We start from the raw sequence: 26,547 nt of genomic DNA on the forward strand, positions 1-26,547 counted from the left end.
ATCGACTCCGATACAAAGGAAGGCCGACTAAAACCGGACTTTGCGTCCAACGTCGGCATACCCCTATGAAGGGGCATGTTTCCTTTATCTCCTACAGGGTATGTTCAATTAAGTTCGCCACTTTGCGTGGCAACATTGAACCACCTGGCATGACCAGGCGCAGTCCGTACGTCGCAAAGCGGTCGCTCTGCGCTTTTCTTACTATAATAGAATCTATAGGGTTGTGCAATACTTGATTATGCAAAAGTATTCTCTTAGCCTTTACAAATATTGACGAAATGCCTAAAATCACGTAAGCTTAAGCTTGATAAGATAATTTATGGAGGAAATTCAAAATATATGATAACTGTTTCTAACGTTAGTTTACGATATGGTGATAAAAAATTATTTGAAGATGTAAATATTAAGTTTACATCTGGAAATTGCTACGGTGTTATTGGAGCAAATGGGGCTGGAAAATCGACATTTTTAAAGATCCTTTCTGGTGACATTGAACCACAATCAGGACATGTATCGATGTCTCCTGGTGAGCGTCTAGCTGTACTAAAACAGGACCATTTTGCATATGAGGAACATGGTGTTCTTGATACTGTATTAATGGGACACGAACGTCTTTATGAAGTAAAACAAGAAAAAGATGCTATTTACATGAAAGCTGAGTTTACTGAAGAAGATGGAATGCGCGCTGCTGAATTAGAAGGTGAATTTGCTGAAATGAATGGTTGGGAAGCTGAATCAGATGCAGCAGTCCTTCTAAAAGGTCTTGGTATCGATGAATCGATGCATATGATGAAAATGGCTGATATCCCAGCTGATCAAAAAGTGAAAGTATTACTAGCTCAAAGTTTATTTGGTAATCCAGACATTTTATTACTGGATGAGCCGACAAACGGATTAGATATTCAAGCGATTCAATGGTTAGAGGATTTTTTAATTAACTTCGAGAATACCGTCATCGTTGTTTCCCATGACCGTCACTTTTTAAATAAGGTATGCACCCATATTGCAGATGTTGACTATGGGAAAATTGAAGTGTACATCGGTAACTACGATTTCTGGTATGAATCAAGCCAATTAGCAACTAAAATGGCTCAAGAAGCAAACAAGAAAAAAGAAGAGAAAATCCAGGAACTTCAAGCTTTTATTGCACGATTTAGCGCAAATGCATCAAAGTCCAAACAAGCAACATCACGTAAAAAATTATTAGAGAACATTACATTAGATGATATTAAACCATCTTCTCGTAAGTACCCTTATATTGCATTTACACCAGAACGTGAAATTGGAAATGATTTACTTCGTGTAGAAGGATTAACAAAAACAATTGGGGACAAAAAGGTTCTTGATAATGTTAGTTTTACGATGAACAAAGATGATAAAATTGCTTTAGTAGGTAGTGATGACATTGCTAAAACAACGTTATTTAAAATCTTAATGGGAGAAATGGAACCTGATGCAGGTTCTTACAAATGGGGTGTAACTACCTCTCAATCATATTTCCCTAAAGACAATAGTAAATTCTTTGAGAATAATGATTTACCATTAGTTGATTGGTTACGTCAATACTCACCTGAAGATGAAACGGAAACATTTTTACGTGGATTCCTTGGTAGAATGTTATTCTCTGGTGAAGAGGCACTTAAAAAAGCAAGTGTTTTATCTGGTGGAGAAAAAGTTCGTTGCATGTTATCTAAGATGATGTTGAGTAATGCCAACGTTCTTTTATTAGATGAACCAACGAACCACTTAGACCTTGAATCGATTACAGCATTAAACAATGGGTTAATTAAATTTAAAGGCTCCATTCTATTTACTTCTCACGACCACCAATTCGTGCAAAGTATTGCGAATCGCCTAATTGAAATTACACCAAACGGAATAATCGATAAAGAAATGAGCTACGATGAATATGTAGCAGATAAGAAGTTACAGAAACAAATTAAAGAAATGTATGCTAGTTAAGAAAAAGCTGTCCTATATAGGGCAGCTTTTTTGTTATCATTATAATAAAGATCTCAAAAAGCGCCCTTACAAAAAGAGCGCTTCTCAAATCTTTATTTAACTTTTTCTGCGATTTTCTCTAACATTTCCTTTGTCATTGCATCAATATCATAATCTGCTTTGAATCCCCACTCTTTTGTTGCAGCTGAGGAGTCAATACTGTTTGGCCAGCTATCTGCTATCTTTTGCCTTACTGGGTCAACCTCATAAGAGATTGAAAACTCTGGAATATGTTTCTGAATTGCTTTTGCAAAATCCTCTGGAGCCGCAGAGATTGCTGAAATATTAAAAGCATTTCGGTGTTCTAATTTATCAGCATCTGCCTCCATTAATTGAACAATGGCATTTAACGCATCCGGCATATACATCATATCCATGTAAGTGCCTTCTCCAATATAAGAAGTATACGATTTATTCTTAATCGCTTCATAATAAATCTCAACAGCATAATCCGTTGTACCACCACCTGGAGGAGCAACATATGAAATGAGACCAGGATAACGAACACCTCTAGTATCTACCCCATAACGATGATAGTAATAATCACATAACAATTCACCGGATACTTTGTTCACGCCATACATCGTAGTTGGGCGTTGTAACGTATCTTGTGGCGTATTATCTTTTGGAGTGGATGGACCAAACGCACCTATTGAACTTGGAGTGAAAAATTGTAAATCAAGCTCTCGCGCTACTTCTAACGCATTAACAAGACCACCCATATTAATATCCCATGCTACTTTTGGCATTTTTTCTGCTGTTGCTGATAACAAGGCAGCTAAATGCATTACCGTATCGACGTTATACTCCTTTGCAACATCAAACATACGCTGTGGATCTGTTACATCTAATTTCTCAAAAGGTCCCTGCTCTTTTACACCGGGAAGTTCTTTAATATCGGTAGCTATTACATTGGACGAACCATAAATATCTCTAAGTTTTGTAACAAGCTCTGATCCAATCTGACCAAGTGCTCCGGTTACTAAGATTCTTTTCATGCTTTTACCTCACTAACAATAAAATTAAATCAAGTTCATTTCTTTTCCGACTTTTTCATAGATCGCAATTGCTTGATCAAGCATTTCCTTTGTATGTGCTGCTGTTGGCATATTACGTACTCTTCCTGTCCCACGCGGTACAGTAGGGAAGACAATTGACTTAGCATAAACTCCTTCTTCATAAAGTCGTTTACTAAATTCCTGTGCATCCTTTTCATCACCAATAATACATGGAGTAATAGGTGTTTCACTATCTCCAATATTGAATCCTAGACCCTTCAATCCCTCTTTTAAGTAATTACCATTTTCCCAAAGTTTATCGTGTAGTTCTGTGCTTTCCATTAGAATTTCAACGGCTTTTTTACTTGCAGCAGCATCAGCAGGGCTTACTGCAGTAGAGAATAGAAATGGTCTAGAGCGTACTTTCAACCAATCGATTAGATTTGCTTTACCAGCTACATATCCACCGATAACTCCAATTGCTTTTGATAATGTCCCCATTTGAAAATCCACTTTGTCTTGTAAGCCGAAATGTTTAACCGTTCCTGCACCTTTACCTAGAACACCTGAACCATGAGCATCGTCTACATAAGTAATTAGGTCAAATTCCTCTGCTATCTCAACAATACCTGGTAAATTTGCAACATCACCGTCCATAGAGAAAACTCCATCGGTAATTACCATGATTTTATTATATTGACCAGATTCTACTGCCTCTTTAGCTTTCTTACGTAAATCCACCATGTCAGAGTGGTTAAAACGGATTATTTTTGCCTTCGATAAACGGCATCCATCAATAATCGATGCATGGTTCAACTCATCAGATAAGATTGCATCATTTTTATCCATAACTGCTGAAATAGCCGCCATGTTACAGTTAAATCCAGATTGATATGAGATAACAGCTTCTGTCCCTTTGAACTCTGCTAACTTTTTCTCTAGCTCTATATGTAAATCCAATGTACCATTTATAGTTCTAACAGCACCTGCCCCAACACCATGGGAATCAACTGCATTTTTTGCAACCTGCTTTAATCTGTCATCTGTCGCAAGGCCTAAGTAGTTATTAGAAGAAAGGTTAATTAATTCTTTCCCATCAACCTTAATAGTTGGTCCATTTGCACCTTGAACAGGATCGATTTCATTATATAACCCTTTACCCTTAAGCTCAGCTATGTTCTCATCTAAAAATGTATTCAAAATTTTACTAGTCATCTTAATACCTCCTATTTTATGTAAGCGCTTAACATACTTATCACCACTCAAAACGTGGAAGCTTCCTCTTTAATCTGAAACCATTTTACCATAATTGTATCGAAATGTTTACTAGAAACAAATTGTATGGAGACTTACTGCTATAGTAATGATATTATAATAAAAATCTTACATAGACTAATGCCTTATTACAAGTAAAAATTTCCTTATTATTTATGTCAAAATATGTAGATTTTAATCTATAAATTTATTATACTTTTACATAGTGACAAACTTAGAAGGAGGCAGCTATGGTACGTAAAATTTTATTGACGCTATTTATTATGTTAATTATCGGTATTAGTGTTGTAGGGTTCACTCAAACGGATACAACTGATGAGATTATTAATGAGGAAGACACTACTAATGAAATCAAACTATAACAAAAGGAAGCATCATTTTATAGAATGCTTCCCATACATAATCATCTATTCTTCAATTATAGTAACTTCAACCTCACGAACACCCCACTGAAACGCTTCTTTTTTTGTTGGCACATGAATATCAATTCGTTTACCTTTAATGGCACTTCCAATATCAGCTGCAATGGCATAACCGTATCCTTCAACATGAACTTTTGTTCCTAAAGGAATGACAGTTGGATCAATAGCTATAACTTTTGCATTAGGATTTGTATTTAAGTCGACTCCAGTATACGTAATTCCTGAGCACCCATCACATTTAGCTGTATATGCAGTAGCTTTTACCATTATTTTTTCATTACTTTTTTTTACATCTTGCTCCGATTTATTTATAGTTTTTGTTGACTTCACTTCTGTTTTAGGAGCGTCTAATGTTTTTATCTCTAAATTCTTCTTTTTACTGTTTAGAAGTTTCAACTTTTGGCCTTCTTCCAGTAATTCTGCTTTTAGGTTATTCCATTTTTTAATATCTTTTTCAGACACGTCATGTTTTTCGCCAATTTCTTGTAAGGTCTCACCTTTTTGAACTAAATAAGTTTTATAGATTGATAGTTTTTGTTTCTCTATATGATCACCTGTGACTATAACACGTTCAGTATTGCTTGTTAACTTGTCAGCCGAAATGGGTATTCCAAATGAACTTACGATAATTATTATTGTAATTAGTGTTGCTAATAGTTTTTTCATCATGTTTTCCTCCTTGAAATGCGCAACATTGACTAGTCTATCACACTAAAAGCCTTATTTCCTTTACAAGACTTTTAAAAGACTATTACAAGGATTGCCCAAAAGGAGAGAAAATATTACAAGTTTAATAGAATTTAATATACGGAAAGATTACTCGACTCAATAACCCAAAAAAGAAGAAGCCTCATAGAGGACTTCTTCTTTTAATAACTATTAATTATTCAGCAACTACTGGCTCTTCTTCAGTTACAGCAAGTTGATATAGGTAAGTATCAGATCCAGCTGACATATCGTAGTTAACAACACGTTTGTTAACAGGAATTACTAGAGCACGATATAGAGTAGGGAATACTGGAATTTCTTCAGCCATAAGTTCTTGCCACTCACTGTATACAGATTGACGATATTCAACATCGAATGCTTCTTCAGATAATCCTTCTGCTAATAAGCGATCATTTTCTTCGCTAGCATAACGAGGGAAGTTGAACATTGCGTTACGTCCGTATAATCCAGATGGATCAACGTCAGAACCTACGCCCCAAGCACCTTGGTAAATGTCAATTTCAGGATCATCTTCACCTTTTTGACCAACGCGATCATAGAAACTGTTGAATTCTAATAGACGTCCATCAATTAGTTCTACTTTTAGACCAACATCAGCCCAACGTTGGATGTAGTATTGTGCTAATGGTTCAGCAGTGTCTCCACCAGACATAGAAGCAAAGTTAATTACTAACGGTTCACCATCTTTGTCCTCACGGATACCATCACCATCAACATCTTCATATCCAGCTTCATCTAAAATACGGTTAGCTTCGTCTGGATCATATGTTGGTGTTTCAATTGAATCATCATGATATGCAGGGTGAGATGGAACAATTAGAGTTGTTGCATTCCAACGTAAACCATTATAGAAACGGTCACCTACTGCATTATTATCTACAGCGTACCACATTGCACGACGTAAGTTAACGTCAGCCATTTTCTTGTCTGGGTCTGGAGCTACTTCACCAGCTTCATGGTCCCAAGTACCAAGTTTAAACCCAATATAAGTGTAAGCTAGGTCAATATCACCTAAGAAGTTAACGTTAGACATTTCATAGTTATCTAAGAATTGGTCAGTTGGGAATCCGTCAACCATGTCAACTCCACCAGTTTCCAATTCATTAACTACAGTTTCTGGAGCAATTACACGTAATGTAACTTCTGCAAGACCAGGTGTACCTCTCCAGTAGTCATCATTACGTACATATGTTACAGACTCACCAGGAGTGATTGTATCTACTTCGTATGGTCCAAAACCAATTGGATTTTTACGTACTGCATCAGATTCTTCCATTTCTGCTACTTCCATATCTCCAAAGATATGCTTAGCTAAAGCATATGGCCAGATTCCACCAGTTAATAGTGCAGGTGTAGAATCTTTATAAGTAATTTTTAATTGTTTCTCGTTTAATACTTCAATACCTGAAATAGAATCAGCTTCACCATTGTGGTATTCTTCAATACCTTCAATGTTTGTCATAGAACCACTGTAACGTACACCAGGGTACTCAGGATGTGCAATTACTTCGTGAGCAAATGCCCAGTCTTCTGCTGTTACAGGCTCACCATCATGCCAATTAACATTGTCACGGATAGTGAAAGTAAAGATTCTTCCATCTTCTACTTCAAATGTAGCAGCACCATCTTGTGTATACGTATAGTTTGCATCCATACCTAGTAGTGCTTCATCAAACCAACCGATAACTTCAGCATCAGGAGCACCTGAATAGAAGTTCCAGTTTAATGTACCTTCAAACACTGTGTCAGATACTAAACCATAAGTTAAAGTACCATCTTCAAGTCCTTCACCTGAAGGAGCAGCTGTTTGGAAGTCTTCGATACTGAATACTCCCTCTTCATCTGGTTGAGGACTAGCAAATGCATCCCCTTCATCTCCTTCGTCGTTACCTTCAGAGTTGCCTTCATCATTGTTGCCCTCGTCATTGTTTTCGTTATTTTCAGTGGAATTATTATCGTCTCCACCATTTGATGCATTACCATCATTGTCGTCTCCACCACATGCAGCTAACACAAGTAAGAATACAAGCATTAGAGCAAGTAGCCATTTCGAAAAGCCTTTCTTTCTCATAATTGAATACCCTCCCTTTTATTTTAACCATTTAGGTTTTTTGTCGATTGATTAGATCAAATCGACATTTATACACAACATCAAAAGTTGATGTAGGTAACAATAATCACCACTACCTAGTTATTAAAGCCTCACCCCCTTAAAGTGTTAGTACGATAGATTACTAACCTCTTCTTTGTCTAGCATCAGTTGCCCGTTTCAGTGCTTGCCCTACATTGTTAACAGCTAACATTAGTAGTAGGATAAGGACTGACGCTGGAACCCAAATCCACCATCTATACTCCAATGTTTGTGGATTTCTAGCATAACTTAGCAATGTTCCGAGACTTGGTGTACTTTCTGGAAAACCAAACCCTAAGAATGAAAGTCCTGATTCAAGACCAATATTAGCTGCTAATCCTAATGTCATGGTTACAATAACTAGGGAACTAATATTTGGTAATACTTGTGTAAACATAATTTTTAAATTTGACGATCCTAATGTTTTGGATGCCTGCACATAATCCAGTTCTTTTTCCTGTAAAACCTTCGACCTAATAAGCCGGGCTATTCCCATCCACAAAAAGGCCGTCATTATAAGTGAGAAAGTCATAATGCTATATTCAGGTACGATAGCTACAAATACGATAATAATCATCATAAATGGTAGTACTAGGAAGAAATCAAGAATACGCATTAGAATGTTATCGATATGACCACCATAGTACCCAGAAACTAATCCGAATACGATTCCGATTATCCCACTCATTAAGGTAACTAAAAATCCAATAGAAAGTGAGTTTCTAGTACCTATAATTAATTGCCCGAATACATCACGTCCACCGTAATCTGTACCTAACCAAAAGTCTTCAGAAGGTGGCTTATGGATTTCAAATAAATCAACCCTTACAATTTCTTCTTGATCTAAGAATATTGCAACGCCATACACAAAGACTGAAATCAAGATTAGAAATATCAAGGAAAATAAAGCTAATTTATCTCTGACTAGTTCACGCCATATAATATTAACGCCTGAAGGACTTTTCTGCGCTTTAAGCTGTTCGTTACTAACTTTTGCTGTTGATGTTGCCAATTCTCTCACCTCACAATCTATTTAATTCGAATTCTAGGATCTACTAGACTTAAGATAATATCTGATAACAATGCACCAACGATTGCTGCGATCCCAAATAATAAGGTGACAGCTGTTACAACACTGAAATCACGGAGTAAAATGGATTCTAAAAATAATTGACCCATTCCTGGATATCCAAAAATATTCTCAATAAAAATGGACCCTCCAATTAATGAAGTTATCTCAAATCCAAAGAAAGCTGCAATCGGTAATAGTGAGTTTCTTAGAATATGACGGTTGTATACTCGTGATTCGGGAGCACCCTTTGCTCTCGCTGTTAAAATAAAATCTTTTTGTTTCGTATCGACAATATCATTTCTTAAATATTGAACGGTATTAACTGTAGCAATTAACGCCATCGATAAGGATGGAAGTATTAAGTGATTAATTTTACTTAGTACATATTCGAATGTTCCTGGCTCCAATCCTGGGGTGACACTACCACTAGTTGGGAACCAACCTACCATAAATCCAAATACCCATAACATTACTAATGCGAAAATGAATAATGGTGTCGCAAAGCCAATGTATGTATAAGTTGTAATAGTCTGGTCAAGTAATGAATCATTATAGCGACCACTTAAAATACCTAAAGGAATTGCAAGAAGATATGTAAAAATTAAAGTTGCCAGCGACAGCCAAAACGAGTTAACAACTCGCTGTCCAATAAGTTCCGTAACATCCATTTTGAATCGGAAAGACTTACCAAGGTCCCCTTGCATTAATCCTCCAACCCAATCAGCATATTGCTTATGCCATGGATCATAAAACCCGTGCATATGCCTAAGTTCTTCAATTCTCTCTGGGTCAATGTTTGGATCGATCAATCCAGATAACGCATCACCTGGCATCATTTTAGCTAATACAAAGATGATAATACTTAATAAAATTATTTGAGGTATCATTATTAATAATCTTCGTACGGTAAATTTCCACATACAATCAACCTTTCTCCGGTAAAGCCACACGGTGTGTTTCTGTTACTGGCTGTAACTGATAAGCTAAACCTTCCTCATCAAAGTAATCATTGAAGGATTGTTCATATTCTGTTTTAACCTCTTGACGGAATTGTCGTTGTGCTTCGCGATTTTTAGGGTCGATATCAGGAATTGCTGCTACCAGTCTCTTCGTATAAATATGTTGAGGGTTTGTGAAAATTTCTTCTGTACTCCCCTCTTCTACATAGCGACCTCTATACATAATTCCGATGTTGTCACACATGTGTTTGATAACACCTAAGTCATGACCTATAAAAAGATAGGTTAAATCCAATTCTTCTTGAATATCTTGCATAAAGTTCAGCACTTGCGCCTGTACGGAAACATCTAGTGCCGATACAGGTTCATCAGCAATAATAAGCTTTGGTTTTAAGGCAACCGCTCTAGCAATACCTATACGCTGGCGCTGTCCACCAGAGAATTCATGTGGGTATTTCAAAATACTTTCTGGACTTAGGCCAACTAATTCCATTAATTCCTGCACTCTAATTCTTTCTTCCTTCTTTGTGAGGTTTTCGTAGTTTCTTAAAGGTTCCGAAACTATGTCCAACACTCTCTTTTTCGGATTTAATGAAGAATATGGATCCTGAAATATCATCTGTACATCTTTTCGGACATCTGACTTATTCTTTAAATTTGTAATATCTTGACCATCAAAGGTGACGGTCCCAGCAGTTGCTTTCTCTAATCCAATGATTGCCCTGCCAGTAGTTGTTTTTCCTGAGCCTGATTCACCAACAAGTCCGTATGTTTTCCCTTTTTCTAGAGAAAGAGAAACACCATCTACAGCCCTCACATGATCAATCGTCCTGCCGAATATTCCACCCTTAATAGGGAAATGTACTTTTAAATCTTCAACTTCTAGAAACGCCATGCTGTTCTTCCTCCTCACTGCTCTCACCAGGGAATTCGAAGTGTTTGTAACAGGTACAACGTACAAAGTGCCCTGGTGCTACTTCATGTAATGATGGATGCTCTTCATGAACCGATTCGTCAATCCATGGTATTCTAGGTGCAAAACGGCATCCTTCACGTGGAAGATTTTGTAGAGATGGTACGATTCCTTGAATCACATGTAATTTTGATTTTGCTTCCGCTTTATTAGGTACTGAATCAAATAATGAACGAGTATATGGATGTAATGGTTCATTAAATAATGTATGAACATCCGCAACCTCTACAATTTGACCTGCATACATAACAGCAACTCGATCTGCCATTTCAGCAACAACACCTAAATCATGCGTGATTAAGATAATTCCTGCATCCATATCTTCTTTTAATTCATTTATCAAGTCTAATATCTGTGATTGAATGGTTACATCAAGAGCTGTAGTTGGTTCATCCGCAATTAATAATTCAGGATCATTTGCAATAGCGATTGCAATAACAACCCTTTGTCTCATCCCACCTGATAATTCATGTGGAAATTGTTCATAAACATGCTCCGGTCGAGGTATACCAACTTTATTTAATAATTCAATTACTCTTTCTTTACGCTGCGTTTTAGAAAGTTCACTGTTATGCAACAGTAATGCCTCTCCAATTTGGTCTCCAATTATCATTAAAGGATTTAAAGCCGTTAACGGGTCTTGGAAAATCATTCCCATGTCTTTTCCACGCAACTTATTTAACTTATTTGGTGGTAGATTAGCAATATCTTGATCCTTAAAATAGATATTCCCTTCAATTTTTGCGCGATTATGAAGCCCCATAACTGAAAATGCAAGTGCACTTTTGCCACAACCTGATTCTCCTACAATAGCAAGCACTTCATTTTTATTTACTGTAAGATGCACATTATCAACAGCTGCGTAGTAATCATCCTTAATTCGAAAAGACGTTTTTAGATCTTTTATCTCGAGTAATTTATCAGACAATTGTGCTCCTCCTAACTACCTATGTATTATGCGAACAATAAAGTTGAGAAATTAAAACAATAGAAAAAGCAGATTTCTCATGATGTACCAATCTTTTATGTTATACTGCCCATCTCATCATTATTAGTTTTAATTTTTAAATAATTTAGGTTATGTATTATTACCTACATTATAAATATTAAGATAATTCTCTATAAAAATCAATGTAGAATTTTGTCTACATGAGTAACTCGTAATGAATTTGTAATATAGGTTTGATTTTTTAAAGTATATATTATTTTTATAATTTAGACAAGTGGTTTTTGGGATTTTTATATAAATTTTTTTAAAATTTGCAGTTTATGTAATAATACAATAGGTATTTCGAATGTATAAAATTATTACTTTCTATACATATTAGGACAAGTTTTTTGCAATTTAACGACAATAATATTAATAACAGTGCAAGGCATGCTCCCCACAAATTGTTCCAAATCATATGAACTCAAGATGAGGGGACCTTAGTCCGTGATGAGGATTGACTTTAGATCTCAGAAAGGCTGGAAGCGACTATACTTTCATTAGAGTTATATATAGCTATATATTTTCTATGCAACAAAAAAAGATTGCCGAGTAACTCGACAATCTTTCTTCTATTAGTAATTATTCAGCAACAATTGGCTCCTCTTCTGTTACACCAAGTTCATGTAAATATACACCAGTTCCATCACCAATTGCAAAGTTAACAACACGTTTGTTAACTGGTACTAATACAGAACGGTAAACAGTTGGGAATACAGGTACTTCTTCTACCATTAATTCTTGGAATTCATTGTAAACTTGTTGACGATATTCAAGATCGAATGCTTCGTCAGAAACACCTTTCTCCAATAGTTCTAATTGTTCTTCACTAGTCCAACGAGTATAGTTAGAAACTGCATTACCCCATAGTCCACGAGGGTCAACGTCAATACCTACACCCCAAGCACCTTGGTAGATGTCAATATCAGGGTCATCAGCTTCAACACGATCGTAGAAAGTATTGAATTCCATTAGACGACCATCAGTTAGTTCTACTTTAAGACCTACATTTTCCCAAGCTTGCATATAGTATTGTGCAATTGGTTCTGCAGTGTCTCCACCTGACATAGATGCAAAGTTAATAACTAACTCTTCACCATCTGGATCTTCACGCATACCATCGCCATCAACATCAACGTATCCAGCTTCGTCTAGTAATGCTTTTGCTTTTTCAACATCATAAGTACGACCAGGGTTTGTTTCATCATGGAACTCTGGATGTGACGGTGGAATTAATGTTGTTGCATTCCAACGTAAACCATGATAGAACTTCTGTCCTAATGTATCGTTATCAACTGCATGCCACATAGCTTGACGTAATTTCTTGTTAGCCATTTTAGCATTTGGATCAGGTACTACTTCACCATTTTCTGCATCCCATTTACCTAGTTTGAAACCAATGTAAGTGAATGCACGGTCAACATTACCTAAGAATTCAACATTTGATAAATCAGCATTATCAGGATATTGATCCGTTGGGAATGAACTTACTGAGTCCACGCCACCAGTTTCTAATTCGTTTACTACAGTAGTTGAGCTAATTACACGAACAGTTACTTCGTCTAAGTTAGGCTCTCCACGCCAGTAATCATCATTTTTAACATATGTTACAGACTCACCAGGTACGATTTCATCTACTTTAAATGGACCGAAACCAATTGGGTTTTTACGCACTTCATCAGATGATGACATTTCAGCTACTGGGATATCTTCAAAGATATGTTTAGCTAATGGATATGTCCAGATACTACCTGTCACAAGTGATGGAGTAACATTTTTATAAGTAATTTTTAATGTTTTTTCATTTACAACTTCGATACCTTCGATTGAATCAGCTTCACCATTGTGGTATTCTTCCATACCAACAATGTTAGTGAAGTCAGAACCATAACGGATACCGTCATAATCCGGATGACCAATTACTTCATGAGCAAACGCCCAGTCTTCAGCAGTAACAGGTTCACCATCATGCCAGTTTACATTATCACGAATTGTGAAAGTGAATGTGTTGCCATCTTGTTCATAAGTTGCAGCACCATCGTTAGTGTAAACATAACTATCATTCCAAGTTAGTAATGCTTCATCAAACCAAGAAATAATCTCTGCATCTGGATTTCCAGAGTAGAAGTTCCAGTTTAAAGTACCTTCAAATGCAGTATCAGATACTAAACCGTAAGTGAAAGATCCACCTTCAATAGGCTCCCCTTCATTTGATACATATTGACTGAAGTCATCAATAGAATAAAGACCATCTTCATCTTCATCATTTGATTCTTCAGTGTCGTTATTGCCACTGTTATTGTTTGAATCATTCGAACTGCTTGAGTTCTCATCATCACCGCCACCACACGCAGCAAGCGCTAGTAACAGTACAAGCATGAATGCTAAAAGTAGTTTATTTAAACTAGACTTTTTCATACTTGATCAACCTCCCTTTTTTATGTTTGTTGGTAAGCATAAATGCTGAACCGATTAATTAATACCCAACATCTAGGATGCAAGTATTCACAGACCACTAATTAGTGTAATTGTTCTGACAATTTACTGTTAATCAGCTTGTCTATGTAAGTTATTATACTATTATTTAAATATTATGCAATAGATTTTTTAAAAAATTTTATTATTTTGTACGATTTTTTTTATTACCAATACATTATTGGTTTCAAAACATTGATATATTAATGTTTTTGACTATTATCAACTTTAAATTTTTCATAATCTGCCAGAGAGTTACGCATATATTTTTTAATAAATCAGATATATCTTTTATCATTATTTTTTGAATATTTCGTGTCGCTAAGTAAAAATTTTTCCATCCTATAATACGTGTCTGTTCATATAATTCATGTCGCTAATACAAATAAAAACATCTGGGATTTGAGCCCAGATGTTTTTATTGAATAAATTATTCAGCTGTCATTGGTTCTTCTTGTGTTACACCAAGTTCGTGAAGATAGATTCCTGTTCCATCTCCAATTGCAAAATTAACAACGCGGTTATTTACCGGTACTAGCACAGCACGATAAACAGTTGGGAAGACAGGAACTTCTTCTACCATTAGTTCTTGCCATTGGTTATAAATGTCTTGGCGATACTCAAGATTAAACGCTTCATCAGATACCCCTTTTGCTAACAGGCTATCATTCTCTTCACTTGTCCAACGAGTGTAGTTTGATACTGATTCCCCACCCCAGAGACTACGTGGGTCTACGTCAATACCTACACCCCAAGCACCTTGATATACATCAATACCGGGATCATCATTTTCAACACGATCATAGAATGTGTTGAATTCCATCAAGCGACCATCTGTTAATTGCACATTAAGGCCAACTTGTTCCCAAGATTGTATATAATACTGCGCAATCGGCTCTGCAGTATCTCCACCAGACATGGATGCAAAGTTAATCACTAACTCATTACCGTCTGGATCTTCACGCATTCCATCATCATTTACATCAACATATCCTGCTTCATCAAGAAGTTGTTTTGCTTTCTCTTGGTCAAATGAACGACCAGGATTTGTTTCATCATGATATTCAGGGTGTGAAGGTGGAATTAATGTTGTTGCATTCCAACGTAACCCATGATAGAACTTCTGTCCTAAAGTATCGTTATCAACGGCATGCCACATCGCTTGACGAAGTTTTTTGTCAGCCATTTTCGCATTTGGATCAGGCACTACTCTTCCTTCTTCTGCATCCCATTTACCTAATTTAAATCCGATGTATGTGAATGCACGATCTGTGTCGCCTAAAAATTCAACATTACTCATATCTGCATTATCTGGATATTGATCAGTAGGGAAACTACTTACTGTATCAACACCACCTGATTCTAATTCATTCACAACAGTTGTTGAACTAATAACTTTTACAGTCACTTTATCTAAGTTAGGCTCTCCACGCCAGTAGTCCTCATTTTTCGTAAATGTAACAGACTCACCTGGAACGATTTCTTCTACTATATATGGTCCAAAACCAATAGGGTTTTTACGCACAGCATCAGATGATGACATTTCAGCTACCGGAATATCTTCAAAGATGTGTTTTGCTAATGGATACGTCCATATGCTTCCTGTTAGTAATGATGGAGTTACTTCTTTATAAGTGATTTTTAATGTTTTTTCATCGACAATTTCAATACCTTCAATTGTATCTGCTTCACCGGCATGATACTCTTCCATTCCAACAATATTTGTAAAGTCAGAACCATAACGAATACCATCGTATTCCGGATGTCCAATAACTTCGTGAGCAAAAGCAAAATCTTCTGCAGTTACTGGCTCACCATCATGCCAATTTACATTGTCACGAATAGTAAAAGTTACTGTGTTCCCCTCTAACTCATAAGTTGCCGCTCCGTCATTTGTATAAACGTAGCTTTCATCCCATGTTAGTAAAGGCTCATCAAACCACTGAATAATCTCTGCATCTGGTGCTCCAGAATAGAAATTCCAATTTAGTGTCCCTTCAAAAGCTGTATCTGATACAAGACCATATGTAAATGACCCTCCATCGATTGGTTCACCTTCATTGGTTTTCACATTAGTGAAATCTTCAATTGAATACAATTCGCCCTCTTCAGAGCCTTTGTTACTTGATGAATCAGAATTGTTGTTTCCTTCGTCATCACCACCGCCACAAGCTGCAAGAGCAAGTAACAATACCAGCATGAATGCTAAAGTAAGTTTATGAAAACTAAACTTTTTCATACTATAAAAACCTCCCATGTTGTAATTTTCTAGTTGTGCAATACGGGTTCGTAAAACAAACTAAATTTATACTCAACACCTTTATGGTGTTAGTATCAGAAAAAAACCAAAAAGTATTCCCCAAAGGCTTAACTCCTTCAGGGAATACATATTTTTTACAATAGCGCTTTTATCTTTACTTATTAACCTCTTCTTTGTCTTGCATCTGTTGCACGTTTTAATGCTTCACCAACGTTACGGATAGCTAACATTAATAGAAGGATTAATACGGATGCAGGAACCCAAATCCACCATCTAAATTCAAGAGTTTGTGGATTACGAGCATATCCTAACAAAGTACCTAAACTTGGCGTACTCTCAGGGAAACCAAATCCTAAGAAAGAAAGACCTGATTCTAACCCAATATTAGCAGCTAAGTTTAAAGTCATCGTTACGATAATTAACGAGCTCAAATTAGGTAGTACTTGCGTAAACATTATTTTAAAATTAGATGAACCTAATGTTTTAGATGCTTGTACATAATCGAGTTCTTTCTCCTGCAATGCTTTTGACCTTATCAGCCGGGCTATCCCCATCCAGAGGAACGCCGTCATAATGAGTGAGAAAGTTAACACACTATATTTAGGTACGATAGCAACGAACACAATTACGATCATCATGAATGGTAATACTAGGAAGAAATCTAAAATACGCATTAAAATATTATCCACGTGACCACCATAGTAACCAGCCACTAATCCAAATACTATACCAATTATTCCAGTCATTAACGTAACAAGAACACCAATTGTTAGTGAGTTACGCGTACCGATGATAAGTTGCCCAAAAATATCACGTCCACCATAGTCTGTACCTAACCAGAATTCTTCAGATGGTGGTTGGTGAATGGAAAATAAATCAACCGTAACAATTTCGTCTTGATCTAAAAATATTGCTGTTCCATAAACAAATACTGATATTAAAACTAAGAAGATTAACGAACCAAAGGCTAGTTTATCTTTTACAAGCTCTCGCCATATAATGCTAATACCTGAAGGACTTTTTTGTGCCTTTAAGGCTTTTTCATCAACAACACCTTTATTTGTTTCCATTATTTTCACCTCACTGTTTGCCTAAGATTATTTAATACGAATACGAGGGTCTACTAAACTTAGAATAATATCTGATAGTAAAGCCCCTACGATGGATGCGATACCGAAAAGTAAAGTTACAGCTGTAACTACAGTGTAGTCACGCATAGTGATTGACTCTAGGAACAACTGGCCCATCCCAGGATAACCAAAAATATTCTCAATAAAGATGGTACCCCCAATTAGACTTGTAATTTCGAATCCAAAGAAAGCGGCAATCGGTAATAGTGAGTTTCTTAAAATATGACGATTATAAACTCGTGATTCAGAAGCCCCTTTAGCTCTTGCTGTTAAGATAAAATCTCGCTGTTTTGTATCGATAATTTCATTACGCAAATATTGAACGGTACTAACCGTAGTTATTAATGCCATTGATAAAGCAGGTAAAATTAGATGGTTCACTTTACTTACAAAGTACTCGAATGTCCCTGCCTCAAGACCAGGAGTAACACTACCACTAGTTGGGAACCAGCCTAACATAAAGCCAAACACCCATAACATAACAAGACCAAAAATAAATAATGGTGTTGCAAACCCAATGTAGGTATAACCTGTGATTGTTTGGTCTAATAATGTGTCATTATAACGTCCACTAATAATACCAAGTGGTATAGCTATAAGGTATGTGAAAAGCAGTGTTGCAAGGGATAACCAGAATGAGTTAACAATACGTTGACCTATAAGTTCAGTTACATCCATTTTAAAACGGAAGGATTGTCCTAAATCACCTTGCATTAGGCCGCCTACCCAATCAGCATATTGTACATACCACGGGTCGTTCCAGCCATGTTTTTCACGAAGTTCTTCTAATCTTTCTGGGTCTACATTTGGATCAATCATCCCTGAAAGTGCATCCCCAGGCATCATTTGTGCCAAAACAAATATAACGATACTCAGAGCAATAATCTGAGGAATCATGATTAATAATCTACGTACTGTAAATTTCCACATCTGTTCATCAACCTTTCTCAGGTAAAGCCACTAGATGAGTATCTGAAATTGGTTTCAAATCGTAGGCTAAACCCTCTTCATCAAAGTAATCATTAAAGGATTGCTCGTATTCCGTTTGTACCTCTTTACGGAAAGCACGTTGTTCTGCACGTTTATTCGGATCAATATCTGGTATTGCTGCTACAAGACGTTTCGTATAAATATGTTGTGGATTTGTAAAGATATCATTTACTGTTCCTTCCTCAACATAACGTCCTCTATACATAATTCCGATATGATCACACATGTGTTTGATTACTCCTAAGTCATGTCCAATAAACAAGTATGTGAGATCTAATTCTTTTTGAATGTCTTGCATGAAGTTAAGAACTTGTGCTTGTACAGATACATCCAATGCAGAAACCGGCTCATCGGCCACAATTAATTTCGGTTTTAACGCAACTGCACGAGCAATACCAATACGTTGACGTTGTCCACCAGAGAATTCATGTGGATATTTAAGAATACTTTCTGGACTTAATCCAACAAGCTCCATTAATTCTTGAACACGTATTCTTTCTTCTTTTTTTGTCATGCTCTCAAAATTACGAATCGGTTCAGCAACGATGTCAAGAACACGCTTTTTCGGATTTAATGAAGAATAAGGATCCTGGAAAATCATTTGAATATCTTTACGTACACTTGATTTCGCACGGCGAATATTCGTAATATCTTGTCCCTCATATGTTACCGAGCCAGATGTAATATTATTTAAACCGATAATAGCTCTTCCAGTCGTCGTCTTTCCTGAACCAGACTCTCCAACTAAGCCATAGGTTTTTCCTTTTTCAAGTTCAAATGACACACCATCAACAGCTTTTATATGATCAACCGTACGACCAAATATTCCACCCTTAATTGGAAAATGAACTTTTAAGTCTTTTACCTCAAGAAATGCCATGTTGCTGTTCCTCCTCATTATCAGGGAAATCAAAATGTTTATAGCACGTACAACGAACAAAATGCCCATCATTTACTTCGTGCAATTCTGGGTGATCCTCATGCTCTGACTCTGCAACCCAAGGTATTCTAGCACTAAATCGACATCCTTCACGCGGAAGGTTTTGCAATGATGGTACAATCCCCTGAATAACGTGTAATTTATCTTGTGCCTCGTTAGAATTCGGTACAGAATTTAATAACGAACGTGTGTATGGATGTTTTGGATTAGTAAATAACGTATGCACATCAGCAATTTCTACAATTTGTCCAGCATACATTACAGCCACTCTATCAGCCATCTCTGCTACAACACCTAAATCATGCGTGATAAGAATGATTCCTGCATTCATATCTTGTTTTAAATCATTAATTAGTTCTAAGATTTGTGATTGAATCGTTACATCAAGCGCAGTAGTAGGCTCATCAGCAATGAGCAATTCAGGTTCATTCGCAATAGCCATCGCAATCATCACCCGCTGCCTCATACCACCCGATAATTCGTGTGGAAACTGACCATGAACTTGTTCCGGACGTGGTATTCCTACTTTATTAAGCAACTCAATTACTTTCTCTTTACGTTGTTCTTTTGATAGTTGCTTATTATGAAGTAATAACACTTCAGCAATTTGTTCCCCAATTTCCATCAATGGATTTAAAGAAGTTAATGGATCCTGAAAAATCATACTCATTTCTTTACCACGGATTTTATTTAAATCTGAAGGAGAGATATTTGCAATATCCTTATCCTTAAACATGATATTACCTTCTATTTTCGCACGAGTATGAAGTCCCATAACTGAAAAGGCAAGTGCACTTTTCCCACAACCTGATTCTCCAACAACCGCTAATACTTCATTTTTATTTACTGTTAAGTTTACTCCATCAACAGCTGCATAATAATCGTCTTTTATACGAAAAGATGTACGAAGGTCCTTGATTTCTAATAATTTCTCAGACATAGTTAATTCCCCCTATACTATTGCTAGATACAAACGAATGATTATCTAGGGTGTACTCATTATTATTGTTTAATCTAAATTACATTATTATTGTATAAATTATTCTGATAATTTTGCTTTATTGTATTTAATTGCGTAATTTTGATTATACTAGCTTTCGACAAAAATTGCACGATATTTTTTCAAAAATTATCAAATTTGATAGTTATTTATTTTCTAGATAAAAAAGGAAATTAATTGCCAAACTCATGATATAACTGACTTTAAGTTAATTATGAAAACGTTACACTCTATTAATATTTATTGATATCAACTAATATTAATAACTTGTTCTATTAGTCTGTTTTCTATTTTTCTAAAAATTTAGTGTCGTTTAATAACTGTTTGTTAAAAATATTTAGTTTTCTATTAAGGTGAATATGATTTATCTTTGTAATGTTATTGGAAGGAAATGGATTTTAGAGGTCGTACTGTGGTGGCAGAGGGTTAGGATTTTATCGCAAGTTAAATACTTCTCTGGTTGATATTTTTTGGATATAAAAAAGACTACCCATTAACTATAGGTAGCCTCGAAAAGTATATTTTAATTAAATAGCCCTGTAAAGAATTCCTTAATTAACTGGAAGAAGTCATTAAAGAAATTCCCAACTTTTTTCCAGAATCCTTCATCATTAATAATATCTTCAATCTTATCTTGAACTTTTGAAGCAATGTCATCTAATTGACTTTTTACCTTATCAAAGTCAATATCTAACTCACGCATTTTTTCAAACAGATCAATTAATCTTTGACGATCTTCTTCACTTAATGATATTTCCAATTCATTAAGTTTTTCCGTTATGATTTGTTCAATTTCTTCTATTGAAGCTGGGTTTTGCTCTGCAATAGACTTTTTTATCTCTGTAAGTAATTCACTTACTTTATCTTTATCTACACCTGCATCTTCTGCTAGGTCCGTTGCCACACCCAGTTCCTCGTTAGCTAATTCCATTCTAGCTTTGTCTAACTCTTCGCCTTGAACATCGTATGCTTTATAGATTCCGGTTAAAGCAGAGTGCCCGGATACCTTAACGGGAGAAACAACCTCAACTGTTGCATTTTCTACCCCAGCTGTTAGTAATGCATTGGAGTACATTTCATTAGTTACTTCTGTAATATTCTCCGGAGTTACTATATTAACAGTTAATCCCTCACCTTCTTCTTCCATCGTAATTTTCGCAGATGAAAACATACGGGCATTTGGATTCCCATTAATATAGTTTGCCAAATCTTGTCCTGTCACATTATACTCATCAACCATTTCGGGATTGGTAACGTCTAATAATTCTCTAGTTTTTTCTTTTTGTTCATCAGTTAAGTTATCACCATACACAACAATTGGTACACCTAATTTTTCATTAATACTTTCTTCAGCATGTATTGGAGTCATGATGCCAACAATAAAACCAATCATCAGAAGGGACATTACTACTGTCTTAAAAGTTCGCTTCATAATTAATAGCTCCTTTTCTTTTAAAAATTAGAATGTATAAACTTCTTCTGGGTATCTAGCTCCTTTCGCTGGCAGGTAGCGACTTCCTTCGCCTTCACATGAAAATAGACTTGCCGTTTGGTGAAAGTCAACATCAACCCCAAGCAGGCGCACTAAGCATTTCTTCTATTATTCTATGCATGTCTTGTTTTGTATAGTCATGAATGATTTCTAGTTGTTCTATTCATTATAGCGTTATCAGTATCGTTTGAAAACTTTTAACACTAGACTTAAAGAGTACAAGCTACCTATTTTAACTGGATTTATCTATGCTATTATAACTTAAGCAAAAGACTTTAAATTTCATCTGATTTTCGATATTATTTAGAGTATCGAAATAAATTTTAGAAAGAAGGGCATTTCCATCGATAGTCAAAACAACTTAAGTGTGAATCGTAATGTAGCAATTATGTGGTTCGCTAACTTCTTTATTGCAGGTAGTGTTACCATGGTGCTCCCCTTCATCTCCTTGTACATTGACTCGTTTGGAGATTTTTCCGATCGGTACGTACAAAATTGGTCAGGGTGGATCTTCGCAATTACGTTTGTTGCTGCATTCATTTTCTCACCAATTTGGGGACGTGTCGGAGATAAATTTGGTCGCAAGAAACTATTAATCTTCTTTGCTATTGGATTAGGACTCTCTGTATTTTTAATGGGATTTGCAACCAATGTATGGCAGCTGTTTCTATTGCGCTTACTAATGGGGATGTTCACTGGATTTATACCAATGTCACAAGCACTCATATCTACTCAGACTCCTCAAGAGGTTGCCGGTAAAGTATTAGGTACGCTTCAAACAGGGAGTATTACTGGTTCATTAATGGGGCCTTTAATTGGAGGAGCGCTTGCAGATGCATTTGGATATGGGAATACCTTTAAATGGGTATCCATCACTATTTTCCTTTCAGCATTGATTGTCGCATTTGGCATAAAAGAAATTCTGATTAAATTTGATGAATCTGACAAGGACCATAAAGCATACTCTAGTAAAGAAGTATTCTTACACATTGTTAGGCATCCAGTTTTATTAGTAGTAATGCTTATATCCACTCTTGTTCAAGTAGCACACTTCAGTATTCAACCAATCCTTTCATTATATGTAGAAGAAATCCACGGACCTGCAAGTATTGCGTTCTTCTCAGGAATGGCGTTCTCGGCAGCAGGACTTGGAAATTTGTTAATGACAAGGAATTGGGGGAAATTAGGGGATCGTATTGGTTATATAAAAATACTAATCATCTTATTATTTATGGCTGGTATTGTCTATTTACCTGGTGCATTCGTTACGAATATCTGGCAACTGGTTATTCTTCGTTTCCTACTTGGGGTATCTATAGGTGGAATCATTCCAGTACGAATTGCCTATATCCGCCAAGAAGCTCCATTATCTATGCAAGGAGAGGTATTGGGTTACAACACAAGCTTACGTTTTTTAGGTAATATTATTGGCCCAGCACTAGGTGGGATGATTGCTGGTTTCTACGGAATCTCAGCTGTATTCTTTGTAACTAGTGGATTATTGATATTATGTGGGTTTATCATGCTAACTGCATGGTATAAACATACCTACGCCGACAAACAATCACACTCATTATCTTCACATACAAATTAGAGTTTGAGACTGCCACATAATTTGGCAGTCTTTTTATTTACGTTGAAAATTACTATATATTTTTTAACTTTCCATTTCATATCAAACGTTGTAAACTATTTCTATTGAACTGAAAGAAGGAACACATCATGACTGAAAACAAAACTAAAAACTTAACATTATTTGCACTCACATGGCCAATCTTTATTGAAATCTTGTTGCACATGTTAATGGGAAATGCCGATACGTTAATGCTAAGTCAATACTCTGATAAAGCAGTTGCAGCTGTTGGTGTTTCAAACCAAATCCTGTCTGTTGTTATTGTTATGTTTGGATTTGTTGCCCAAGGTGCTGCCATATTAATTGCACAAAATCTAGGTGCAGAAAACAATAAAACAGCAGGAAAAATTGCTGTCATGTCGATTAGCATGAACTTATTATTTTCTCTTTTGCTAAGTCTTGGCTTACTCATATGGACCAGACAAATTTTAGGTATCATGGATTTACCTAGCGAACTTATGGGAGAAGCCTCCTCTTATATGCAAATTGTCGGAGGGCTTATCTTTGTTCAAGCACTCATTATGACTACAGGGGCTATCTTAAGAAGCTATGGGCATACAAAAGATACGATGATGGTTACGATTGGGATGAACATTTTAAATGTTATCGGTAACTACTTTGTCATCTTTGGTCCGTTTGGTTTTCCAGTATTAGGAGTAGTCGGGGTTGCATATTCAACTGCAATTAGTCGATTTATTGGATTTATCGTATTAGTTATATTGTTAGTTAAACGTAGTGATGGGCAGCTTAATTTTAAGAGCTTTTTCAGATATGAAAAACTTCATGTAAAAAGCTTATTAAAGATTGGGATCCCTTCTGCCGGGGAACAACTATCCTATAATGCCAGCCAAATGGTCATTACTTACTTTGTTGCGCAATTAGGTACCGTTGCTATTACAACAAAAGTATATACCCAAAATATTATGATGTTTATTTTTCTTTTTTCTGTCGCAATTGGTCAGGGCACCCAAATCCTGATCGGGCATATGATTGGTGCAGGGAAAATTGAAGATGCCTACCAACGCGCGATTCGTAGTTTACGGATTTCGTTGGTCATCTCTCTTGCTACAGCAAGCATCGTCTATCTCAGTGGAACATCTCTATTAGGAATATTCACTGACAACTCGACCATTATTGAACAAGGAGCCTTTTTACTGTTAATGACGGTTGCTCTAGAACCAGGTCGTGCTTTTAACTTAGTAATGATTAGTTCTTTACGGGCAGCAGGAGATGTTAAATTCCCTGTTTACATTGGTATTATCGTGATGTGGGGAGTCGGAATCACAGTTGCTTGGTTTTTTGCCATATATCTTGGTCTTGGGCTAATCGGTATTTGGATTTCCTTTATTGCTGATGAATGGATTCGAGGGACCTTAATGCTAAGGAGATGGAAGAAACGATATTGGGTGGATATGAATTTTGTTGCCAAGAAAGAAGAGGTCTAATCAATCAGAACAATTGATAAACATAGGCAGTTGTGTTAAAACTAATGACAACGGAATTCATTGAAAGAATGTGATTAGTATGGGTATTGTTGTCGTTGAAATCTGTGATGGAAATGCAATTACAACGTTAAATATAGAAGAAATATTGGAAAATGAGTTTCCAGAGGTAGCTGTGTTAACTAGTGATTGCTTATCTTTCTGTGGATTATGCAGAGTGAAGCCATATGCACTTGTTAATAATAAGCGCATTTTTGGAAAGACTCCGGAAGAATGCTTAGAAAAAATAAAGATAGCTATAAAAGAAGAACTAGCCATTTATCAATAATGGCTAGTTCTTTTCTATATTCTTTCTAATACGACAAAATTCATTTCCTGGGAAATTCATGTCGTAATTTGCATGATTATAGACTTGCTTTAAAAATTTCGATCGAATCCTGTTTCGTTAGCTTTTTAAAGTTTCCATACTCAGATCGAGCAGCCACTGTTTTTTCAGCCATTTCTTCTACTGAACTCTCATCGATATTGTAATCTTTTAGTCGAGATGGCGCTCCAATTTCTGTCCAGAATGCACGGAGATGTTCAATCCCCTCAAGTGCTGCTTCTTTATCTGATTTACCCTCTGCATTCACTCCGAAGACATTGACAGCTAATTGTTTAAATCGCCACGCATTATCATCATCCAGTACATGCTTCATCCAATTTGGGAAAATAATCGCTAATCCACCACCGTGTGGAATATCATGAACAGCTGATACAGCATGTTCCAAATTATGAGAAGCCCAATCACCATGAGCACCCATACTTAGCATATCATTTAATGCCAATGTACCACTTAACATAATTGTTTCACGGTATTCGTAATTCTCCAAGTCATTCTGTAATTTTGGTGCGGTTTCAATGACAGTTTGTAATAATGATTCACAGAATCTATCTTGAATCGGTGTATTTGTGGCTGGATGGAAATAATGTTCTAACGTATGTGACATCATGTCCACAATTCCATAAATTGTTTGATCCTTTGGTACCGAAAACGTATGTGTCGGGTCTAGAATTGAAAATTTAGGATATGTATTTGGAGAACCCCATCCGTGCTTTTCATTCGTTTCCCAGTTAGTAATTACAGACCCACGATTCATTTCTGACCCTGTTGCAGCGTGAGTTAAAATTGTGCCAAATGGCAAAGCATCACCAGGTTGTTCTTTTTTAGTTACAACATCCCACATATCCACATCTGTTAATGCACCTGAAGCGATTGCTTTCGTACAATCAATGGTACTACCACCACCAACAGCAAGGATAAATTCAATTCCTTCCCGCTTACAAATTTCTACCCCTTTTCTTACTGTAGATATTCTAGGGTTTGGTTCAACTCCTGGTAATTCAAATACTTCTGCATCAATTTCTTTTAGTTTTGCTAGGACATTTTCATAAATTCCGTTACGCTTTATGCTGCCTCCACCGTAAACGACAAGCACTTTTGTCCCATACTGTTTAACCTCATTTGGTAATACATCCAATTGACCTTTACCAAAAATTAATTTTGTTGGATTCTGATAAATAAAATTATCCATTACTACATAACACTCCTTCTTTGAATCTAGGATGACACAGTTCTCAAGCAACTAAGATATTGC

Annotated in this window: 21 protein-coding genes; 5 read left to right on the top strand and 16 right to left on the bottom strand. The window is 36.2% G+C overall.

The genetic code is table 11. The features are described 5' to 3' along the window. Positions 1-339: 339 nt before the first annotated feature. Positions 340-1,962, top strand: coding sequence for an ABC-F family ATP-binding cassette domain-containing protein (locus BUB12_RS10210; protein WP_072890637.1), 1,623 nt, complete (start codon positions 340-342; stop codon positions 1,960-1,962). A 92-nt stretch (positions 1,963-2,054) separates the two neighbouring features. Here BUB12_RS10210 and BUB12_RS10215 read toward each other — a convergent pair whose 3' ends face one another. Beyond that, positions 2,055-2,999, bottom strand: a complete 945-nt coding sequence (locus tag BUB12_RS10215; RefSeq protein WP_072890639.1) for an L-threonine 3-dehydrogenase — start codon at positions 2,997-2,999, stop codon at positions 2,055-2,057. A 24-nt stretch (positions 3,000-3,023) separates the two neighbouring features. Continuing rightward, entirely contained in the window at positions 3,024-4,214 is a 1,191-nt protein-coding gene (locus BUB12_RS10220) for a glycine C-acetyltransferase (protein WP_072890641.1), read from the bottom strand. Positions 4,215-4,504: 290 nt separating this feature from the next. Here BUB12_RS10220 and BUB12_RS18185 point away from each other — a divergent pair, with 290 nt between their 5' ends. After that, the gene (locus tag BUB12_RS18185) at positions 4,505-4,636 is read left to right on the top strand and encodes a hypothetical protein (protein WP_268801938.1); all 132 of its coding nucleotides are present in this window, start codon (positions 4,505-4,507) and stop codon (positions 4,634-4,636) included. A 45-nt stretch (positions 4,637-4,681) separates the two neighbouring features. On the opposite strand, the gene BUB12_RS10225 is transcribed toward BUB12_RS18185, so the two are convergent. The 13 genes from BUB12_RS10225 to BUB12_RS10285 all read right to left on the bottom strand — a co-directional run bounded on the left by BUB12_RS10225 (position 4,682) and on the right by BUB12_RS10285 (position 21,775). After that, on the bottom strand, positions 4,682-5,362 hold the full coding sequence (locus tag BUB12_RS10225) for a 3D domain-containing protein (RefSeq protein WP_072890642.1): 681 nt from the start codon (positions 5,360-5,362) through the stop codon (positions 4,682-4,684). A gap of 217 nt (positions 5,363-5,579) precedes the next feature. After that, positions 5,580-7,496 (bottom strand): oligopeptide ABC transporter substrate-binding protein, encoded by a 1,917-nt coding sequence (gene opp4A, locus BUB12_RS10230; protein WP_072890644.1) that lies wholly within the window; start codon positions 7,494-7,496, stop codon positions 5,580-5,582. 163 nt (positions 7,497-7,659) lie between these two features. Beyond that, a complete protein-coding gene (locus BUB12_RS10235) occupies positions 7,660-8,568 on the bottom strand; it encodes an ABC transporter permease (RefSeq protein WP_072890645.1) in 909 nt (302 codons plus the stop codon). Between the two features lie 17 nt (positions 8,569-8,585). Further along, positions 8,586-9,548, bottom strand: coding sequence for an oligopeptide ABC transporter permease (opp4B, locus tag BUB12_RS10240; RefSeq protein ID WP_072890647.1), 963 nt, complete (start codon positions 9,546-9,548; stop codon positions 8,586-8,588). 4 nt (positions 9,549-9,552) lie between these two features. After that, on the bottom strand, positions 9,553-10,482 hold the full coding sequence (locus tag BUB12_RS10245; RefSeq protein WP_072890648.1) for an ABC transporter ATP-binding protein: 930 nt from the start codon (positions 10,480-10,482) through the stop codon (positions 9,553-9,555). Beyond that, a complete protein-coding gene (locus BUB12_RS10250) occupies positions 10,463-11,488 on the bottom strand; it encodes an ABC transporter ATP-binding protein (RefSeq protein ID WP_072890650.1) in 1,026 nt (341 codons plus the stop codon). Before BUB12_RS10250 ends, BUB12_RS10245 begins: the two co-directional genes overlap by 20 nt. A 642-nt stretch (positions 11,489-12,130) precedes the next feature. Next, positions 12,131-13,966, bottom strand: coding sequence for an oligopeptide ABC transporter substrate-binding protein (gene opp4A, locus BUB12_RS10255; RefSeq protein ID WP_072890652.1), 1,836 nt, complete (start codon positions 13,964-13,966; stop codon positions 12,131-12,133). Between the two features lie 487 nt (positions 13,967-14,453). Continuing rightward, positions 14,454-16,262 carry an oligopeptide ABC transporter substrate-binding protein gene (gene opp4A / locus BUB12_RS10260; RefSeq protein ID WP_072890654.1) on the bottom strand — a complete coding sequence of 603 codons (1,809 nt, stop codon included), beginning with the start codon at positions 16,260-16,262 and terminating at the stop codon, positions 14,454-14,456. 182 nt (positions 16,263-16,444) lie between these two features. After that, on the bottom strand, positions 16,445-17,353 hold the full coding sequence (locus tag BUB12_RS10265; RefSeq protein WP_072890655.1) for an ABC transporter permease: 909 nt from the start codon (positions 17,351-17,353) through the stop codon (positions 16,445-16,447). A gap of 27 nt (positions 17,354-17,380) precedes the next feature. Further along, complete coding sequence (opp4B, locus tag BUB12_RS10270) at positions 17,381-18,343, bottom strand: oligopeptide ABC transporter permease (protein ID WP_072890657.1); 963 nt, start codon at positions 18,341-18,343, stop codon at positions 17,381-17,383. 7 nt (positions 18,344-18,350) lie between these two features. Then, positions 18,351-19,283, bottom strand: a complete 933-nt coding sequence (locus BUB12_RS10275) for an ABC transporter ATP-binding protein (RefSeq protein WP_072890658.1) — start codon at positions 19,281-19,283, stop codon at positions 18,351-18,353. Next, complete coding sequence (locus tag BUB12_RS10280) at positions 19,270-20,283, bottom strand: ABC transporter ATP-binding protein (protein WP_072890660.1); 1,014 nt, start codon at positions 20,281-20,283, stop codon at positions 19,270-19,272. Before BUB12_RS10280 ends, BUB12_RS10275 begins: the two co-directional genes overlap by 14 nt. Before the next feature lie 583 nt (positions 20,284-20,866). Further along, positions 20,867-21,775 carry a DUF1002 domain-containing protein gene (locus BUB12_RS10285; RefSeq protein WP_072890662.1) on the bottom strand — a complete coding sequence of 303 codons (909 nt, stop codon included), beginning with the start codon at positions 21,773-21,775 and terminating at the stop codon, positions 20,867-20,869. Between the two features lie 448 nt (positions 21,776-22,223). On the opposite strand from BUB12_RS10285, the gene BUB12_RS10290 reads away from it, so the two are divergent. From BUB12_RS10290 to BUB12_RS10300, 3 genes are all read left to right on the top strand, one after another. Further along, positions 22,224-23,429: an MFS transporter gene (locus BUB12_RS10290; protein WP_072890695.1), complete on the top strand. Its 1,206-nt coding sequence runs from the start codon at positions 22,224-22,226 to the stop codon at positions 23,427-23,429. Between the two features lie 128 nt (positions 23,430-23,557). Beyond that, the gene (locus tag BUB12_RS10295) at positions 23,558-24,913 is read left to right on the top strand and encodes an MATE family efflux transporter (protein ID WP_072890664.1); all 1,356 of its coding nucleotides are present in this window, start codon (positions 23,558-23,560) and stop codon (positions 24,911-24,913) included. Positions 24,914-24,992: 79 nt separating this feature from the next. Then, on the top strand, positions 24,993-25,238 hold the full coding sequence (locus BUB12_RS10300) for a YuzB family protein (RefSeq protein WP_072890666.1): 246 nt from the start codon (positions 24,993-24,995) through the stop codon (positions 25,236-25,238). A 76-nt stretch (positions 25,239-25,314) separates the two neighbouring features. Here BUB12_RS10300 and BUB12_RS10305 read toward each other — a convergent pair whose 3' ends face one another. After that, positions 25,315-26,484 (bottom strand): iron-containing alcohol dehydrogenase, encoded by a 1,170-nt coding sequence (locus tag BUB12_RS10305; RefSeq protein ID WP_072890667.1) that lies wholly within the window; start codon positions 26,482-26,484, stop codon positions 25,315-25,317. Positions 26,485-26,547 lie beyond the last annotated feature (63 nt).

The sequence above is a fragment of the Ornithinibacillus halophilus genome (genome assembly GCF_900129485.1).
Classification (GTDB): domain Bacteria; phylum Bacillota; class Bacilli; order Bacillales; family Amphibacillaceae; genus Ornithinibacillus; species Ornithinibacillus halophilus.

Bases quoted from the DNA above. Each gene is read 5' to 3' on its own strand.
- BUB12_RS10210 (WP_072890637.1), top strand. From the start codon at position 340: ATGATAACTGTTTCTAACGTTAGTTTACGATATGGTGATAAAAAATTA.
- BUB12_RS10215 (WP_072890639.1), bottom strand. From the start codon at position 2,999: ATGAAAAGAATCTTAGTAACCGGAGCACTTGGTCAGATTGGATCAGAG.
- BUB12_RS10220 (WP_072890641.1), bottom strand. From the start codon at position 4,214: ATGACTAGTAAAATTTTGAATACATTTTTAGATGAGAACATAGCTGAG.
- BUB12_RS18185 (WP_268801938.1), top strand. From the start codon at position 4,505: ATGGTACGTAAAATTTTATTGACGCTATTTATTATGTTAATTATCGGT.
- BUB12_RS10225 (WP_072890642.1), bottom strand. From the start codon at position 5,362: ATGAAAAAACTATTAGCAACACTAATTACAATAATAATTATCGTAAGT.
- opp4A (WP_072890644.1), bottom strand. From the start codon at position 7,496: ATGAGAAAGAAAGGCTTTTCGAAATGGCTACTTGCTCTAATGCTTGTA.
- opp4B (WP_072890647.1), bottom strand. From the start codon at position 9,548: ATGTGGAAATTTACCGTACGAAGATTATTAATAATGATACCTCAAATA.
- BUB12_RS10245 (WP_072890648.1), bottom strand. From the start codon at position 10,482: ATGGCGTTTCTAGAAGTTGAAGATTTAAAAGTACATTTCCCTATTAAG.
- opp4A (WP_072890652.1), bottom strand. From the start codon at position 13,966: ATGAAAAAGTCTAGTTTAAATAAACTACTTTTAGCATTCATGCTTGTA.
- opp4A (WP_072890654.1), bottom strand. From the start codon at position 16,262: ATGAAAAAGTTTAGTTTTCATAAACTTACTTTAGCATTCATGCTGGTA.
- BUB12_RS10265 (WP_072890655.1), bottom strand. From the start codon at position 17,353: ATGGAAACAAATAAAGGTGTTGTTGATGAAAAAGCCTTAAAGGCACAA.
- opp4B (WP_072890657.1), bottom strand. From the start codon at position 18,343: ATGTGGAAATTTACAGTACGTAGATTATTAATCATGATTCCTCAGATT.
- BUB12_RS10275 (WP_072890658.1), bottom strand. From the start codon at position 19,283: ATGGCATTTCTTGAGGTAAAAGACTTAAAAGTTCATTTTCCAATTAAG.
- BUB12_RS10280 (WP_072890660.1), bottom strand. From the start codon at position 20,283: ATGTCTGAGAAATTATTAGAAATCAAGGACCTTCGTACATCTTTTCGT.
- BUB12_RS10285 (WP_072890662.1), bottom strand. From the start codon at position 21,775: ATGAAGCGAACTTTTAAGACAGTAGTAATGTCCCTTCTGATGATTGGT.
- BUB12_RS10290 (WP_072890695.1), top strand. From the start codon at position 22,224: ATGTGGTTCGCTAACTTCTTTATTGCAGGTAGTGTTACCATGGTGCTC.
- BUB12_RS10295 (WP_072890664.1), top strand. From the start codon at position 23,558: ATGACTGAAAACAAAACTAAAAACTTAACATTATTTGCACTCACATGG.
- BUB12_RS10300 (WP_072890666.1), top strand. From the start codon at position 24,993: ATGGGTATTGTTGTCGTTGAAATCTGTGATGGAAATGCAATTACAACG.
- BUB12_RS10305 (WP_072890667.1), bottom strand. From the start codon at position 26,484: ATGGATAATTTTATTTATCAGAATCCAACAAAATTAATTTTTGGTAAA.